This is a genomic window from Verrucomicrobiia bacterium, assembly GCA_035946615.1.
Classification (GTDB): domain Bacteria; phylum Verrucomicrobiota; class Verrucomicrobiia; order Limisphaerales; family UBA8199; genus DASYZB01.
This window is the reverse complement of sequence record DASYZB010000104.1, coordinates 1-4,392: the sequence shown is the minus strand read 5'-3', so window position 1 is coordinate 4,392 and position 4,392 is coordinate 1. Positions and strand designations below refer to the sequence as shown.

General features: G+C 55.9%; 5 protein-coding genes. 3 read left to right on the top strand and 2 right to left on the bottom strand.

Annotated features, from left to right (window positions below):
- A partial coding sequence (locus VG146_14460; protein HEV2393551.1) for a hypothetical protein occupies positions 1–534 on the top strand: 534 nt, incomplete at its 5' end.
- A 1,042-nt stretch (positions 535–1,576) separates the two neighbouring features.
- Here the strand turns inward: VG146_14460 and VG146_14455 are convergent.
- A complete protein-coding gene (locus tag VG146_14455; protein HEV2393550.1) occupies positions 1,577–1,774 on the bottom strand; it encodes a hypothetical protein in 198 nt (65 codons plus the stop codon).
- A gap of 311 nt (positions 1,775–2,085) precedes the next feature.
- On the opposite strand from VG146_14455, the gene VG146_14450 reads away from it, so the two are divergent.
- Positions 2,086–2,934, top strand: a complete 849-nt coding sequence (locus VG146_14450; GenBank protein ID HEV2393549.1) for a DUF1559 domain-containing protein — start codon at positions 2,086–2,088, stop codon at positions 2,932–2,934.
- Between the two features lie 33 nt (positions 2,935–2,967).
- Positions 2,968–3,342, top strand: a complete 375-nt coding sequence (locus VG146_14445) for a hypothetical protein (protein HEV2393548.1) — start codon at positions 2,968–2,970, stop codon at positions 3,340–3,342.
- A 9-nt stretch (positions 3,343–3,351) separates the two neighbouring features.
- Here VG146_14445 and VG146_14440 read toward each other — a convergent pair whose 3' ends face one another.
- Positions 3,352–4,200: a glycosyltransferase family 2 protein gene (locus VG146_14440; protein HEV2393547.1), complete on the bottom strand. Its 849-nt coding sequence runs from the start codon at positions 4,198–4,200 to the stop codon at positions 3,352–3,354.
- Positions 4,201–4,392: the final 192 nt, after the last annotated feature.

Genomic DNA, 4,392 nt, shown 5'->3' with positions numbered 1-4,392 from the left:
ACTTTGGCGCGAGCGCCGTGGCGGCAGATGCGAGGCGCGACGAAGGAGCATAGCCGCCAGCGCTCTGTAACTGAGGAGCAACGAAGCAGATGCCGTCACGCCGCCGCGTCAAAGTGTAAAGGTTATTTTTTGACGGCCCCTAACTACGCCGCAATCGGCCTGATTTCCAATTCCAATCGGCCGCCTCCCGCCCGAGGCAATCTCCCTAAACCCCTTTTTGCGCCTCTGCGTCTTTGCGTTAAAAACCTTGCCCGGTTCGAAAAAATAAATCCAAAAAAATGCAATTTTATTTCGTTGACCATGAGCCGCTTGCAAATTTCCTCAAAAAATCGCTCCGCCAAACGTATTTTTTTCAATTCTCGACTCTTAGTACATATAGAGAGATCGATCTCTCTCGGGCTTGGCGCCCTCCGCCCGAATGGCGCCCAATCCGCAACCTTTACCCATACCGGGCGCCAGGCGAGCGCTATGATGCGCCGCAAACCGAAAATCGGAAAACATGCCGTTTGTCTAAAATTTGAAATTGGAACATAGCAGCTCCAGGTTCTGTCACCGCCCCGTCAATATTCGACGTAAGATGTTGATCTAGAAGGAGCCCATCGGAATCTAGCACTCCTGAAACAAATGCAAACACCCATCCCAAACTCCGAATCATACCGCATACCTCACCCCTCCGCCAACGCCTGGGCCCTGTTAACTCCGGTTGTCTCAGCCCAAAAACCGGAGTCAACCGGAGTCAACCGGACTCAACCGGACCTATTCGCGGATACCGCGATTCCGCTCAGACGCCACCTTAACGAATGTAGGTCGAATGAAGGTAAATCAAACCAAATTCAACCAAATGAAGCCAATTCGCGGATAAAAGTGCCCCCCATCTCCCCCCAAATCCGGTCAACTCGGCAAAGAATCGGTAAAGCGAACCCCCATCGTCCCATCCCATCTTTCCCATTCCTCCCATCACTCACAGCCGCCTCGGCCACCAAAAGTAACCAATAGGCGCCAATAGACACCAATTCGCGTATAAAAATGAACCCCCTCACTTCCAATGCCTTCAATCGAACTGCCCGCTGCAGAACGCCTATGCGAAAAGCGCAAATCCACCCCCGCATCACCCATCCGGCGCCACCCCCCGCCAATAACGCCTGCTAACACCTAATCACGGTTGAACGCGGCTTTTATTGCGGCTCGATTATGTCAAAGAGCTTCCCCTGCCTCCCCTCTCGCGCAATAAAAACCTTAATTCGTTACTAACACCTACTCACGCCAAATAACACTTCGCACATTTTGACTCCAACTGTTACTCCGGAAAACCCAACTCCACGCAGCCTTGCCCTGCGCTTTCCAGCTCCTTTCAAAACCATGCCATAATCCTGTCATCCTCCCCGCTTTTGGCCTCCAGGCCCTGCACGGCCTCGGACGTGCCCCGCTCTTTGACATAACTACTCGGATTCCAATCGCTGCTCAGGCCGCCGCCGCCTCAGCGGGGGTGCGCACTTTGTGGTTGCGCCCCCCGCTCCGCCAAGAGGGGGTCTCCCGGTGGTCTATGCCACGGCTCCCCATATATACTGTATCGAAGCTAGGGGCACAGGACTGCGCGGACGTTGGGGAGCAGATCGAGGTCTGCCAACTGGAGGTATGTGCCGCCTTTGGGCCATTCCCGGATAATGCCCACCCGATCGCGGTTTTGGAACCAGCAGACCACCTGCTCGACCGCCGCCCGTTCGAGATCGTCCGGTAAAGGCCTTTGCCCCGCGCCGGGCGCAGCGCCGGGCAACAGAGAAAACGGAGGCGCGAACAGGAAGCCAAAACTGTGTCTTGCACCCTTGTGGGCTGGTCACTGAATGGGGAGGCGCCGTTTGTGCCTCCGTCGCCCACAAAAGTGCATCAAAAATCTCCGTTGCCATGCGAGAATGCGAGACCTCCCGAGGGGCGATTCATCTCCGAGGACCTGCCCAATCGAACGAAGCGCGCATCCGAAGAATCCTGTCGTGCCCCCGAACAGCCCGACCTAGAACAGATGTTCAATATTTAGAGGGTTGACAATCTTGTGACAATTGGTGATACTTTTTTCAATTGGCCCAGGTTATGAAAGAAAATCACTCATCTTTTCCCTGTTCGGTCCGGCAAGTTGCCTTCACCCTCATCGAGTTATTGGTCGTCATAGCCATCATCGCCATTCTGGCGGCGATGCTCCTGCCGGTTCTGGCTCAGGCCAAGGACAAGGCGATGCGCACAACGTGCATCAACAACCAAAAACAAATGACGCTGGCCCTCCACATGTATGCAGACGACTATCTTGATTGGATGGCGCCGCCCAACTGGGATGGCGGCGCCGCTGGCAGCCGCCAAGGATGGCTTTATTACGTGACCAATGGCGGGATACCCGATCCGGGGATAGGGGGTGCTTACCAGTTTGACCAGCCCGCCGCCTACGCCACGGGTTTGTGGTACAAGTACATGCCAAATCCGAAAAGCTATCTGTGCCCGGTAGATATCAAGAGCCAAACTTACGTTGCACCGCCCGGGTCTCAGTACCATCGAAACAATCGCTTATCCACTTATGTGATGGATGGGGCGGTGTGCGGCTACGGCTCACCCCTGGACAAAACAGGCACATGCAAAATCACCAGCCCCTGGAATACCATGTGCTATTTGCAATGGGAACCGGACGAGAATAATAATGGATATGAGAATCCCGGAGCCTTTGATTGGAATGACGCTGCCAATTATCCAATCACCCCGTCCGGCTCCCTTGAAGGCGTTGGCGCTCTGCACAGCAAAAAGGGCGGCATTATAGTCTGTGTGGGCGGTTCGGTATTGTTTATCACGAAACCGCAGTTTGCTTATGACGCGGGTACGCCTTCGGGTCGAGGCCCAGGGCCAGGCGGCAAGACTTACCTTTGGTGGAGTCCATTTAGCGGCGATGGACATTGAGCGGGCCTCAAGGAGCTACCACCACCACCTAACATGCGATCCTTTTTCCGGTGGGCGCTTCTGCTGGGCACCCTGATCCTCGCTGCTCCGTTGGCTGGGTGCGGAAATAAACAACGGAGTGCTGCCATCACGCCGACGGAGCAACAATCCTTCAATACCTCGCCAGACTTGCAGCAGATGTGGAATGCCGTGCAGGAGGCCGGACGCACCAATGATTACGTCGGCGCCCAAACGCTCTTGTTTAATCTGATGAGTCAGAACCTCACACCAGAGCAGAGGGCCGTTGCGACCAAAGAAGGCAATGTCATCAGCGAGCGCATGTATGCCGCCGCCCAACAGGGCGACGCCGCCGCTTCGAATGCCATTGTCGAGTTGCGGCACAACCCGCCAAACCGCCGCGTCCACTGAATCGAGCCCTTACCCCGGGCCTCCCCCGATGGAAGAATGCGGCTCAACCGTTCGCGAGAGGGGCATCGCTTCCGGCTCGTTTTCGGCAGCCGGCGTTGTCTTTTTGTAATCGCCCCGGCTGAAATATTTTTCGAGCCAGACGTACAGGCAGATAAACAGGTACCGACTGCCCATTTCTTTGATTTTGAGCTTGGGCGCGCCCGTGCGTCGGTTTCTCCAGGTGATGGGGACAGTAGTCCAGTTAAACCCGCGCACAATGGCCTTGAGCGGCAGTTCAACCGTGAGATTGAAATGGGGTGCGAGCAACGGACGGCAGCCGTCAATGACTGTTCGGCGATAGGCCTTGAAGGCGTTGGTGGTGTCGTTGAGTTTAATGCGGAACAGGAGCCGGATGAACAGATTGGCCAGCCGGTTCACGTAGAGCTTCAGACGCGGGTAATCAATCACACCGCCTCCTTTGATAAAGCGGCTGCCAAAAACGCAATCATAGCCCTGGTTCAGGATGTTCCAGTAACGGACGACATCGCGGCAATCATCCGATTCATCGGCCATCATGATAACCGCTGCGTCCCCGCGCATCTGGTCCAGCCCGCAGATGATGGCCCGGCCAAAACCGTTTGGCCCGGCATTGCGGAGCGGGCGCAGGCTGGGATTCTCCTTCTGCAGTTCCTGCAGGATTTGCCAGGTCCGGTCAGTGCTGCCGTCATCGATGACGAGGATTTCGTGCGGGACATGGTTGAGGCGCAATTCGAGGTGGAGATGCTCGACGGTCGAAGCGATGCAGCCCTCCTCGTCCCGGGCCGGGATAATCACCGAGAGCAGGGCGAGGTCTATTTTGTCGTGAGCGTCAGCCGACATGCGCGGGGTACTTTTACCGGAACAGGGGCAAGGATGCAATGCCTCCCGTCATCCCCAAATCCGCACGTAAGGAAAGACGACAGCAGTGCATCCGTCTTTTGCGACGCACAAGCCGACTCAAAAGTCAGTTCAGCTGAGGTTATGGCAACCGGCGAGGGGTTTTCCTGTGCCGCAGCGAGTGATTTCTACCGG

Coding starts and splice junctions, on each gene's coding strand:
- VG146_14450 (HEV2393549.1), top strand. CDS start 2,086: ATGAAAGAAAATCACTCATCTTTTCCCTGTTCGGTCCGGCAAGTTGCC.
- VG146_14440 (HEV2393547.1), bottom strand. CDS start 4,200: ATGTCGGCTGACGCTCACGACAAAATAGACCTCGCCCTGCTCTCGGTG.
- VG146_14445 (HEV2393548.1), top strand. CDS start 2,968: ATGCGATCCTTTTTCCGGTGGGCGCTTCTGCTGGGCACCCTGATCCTC.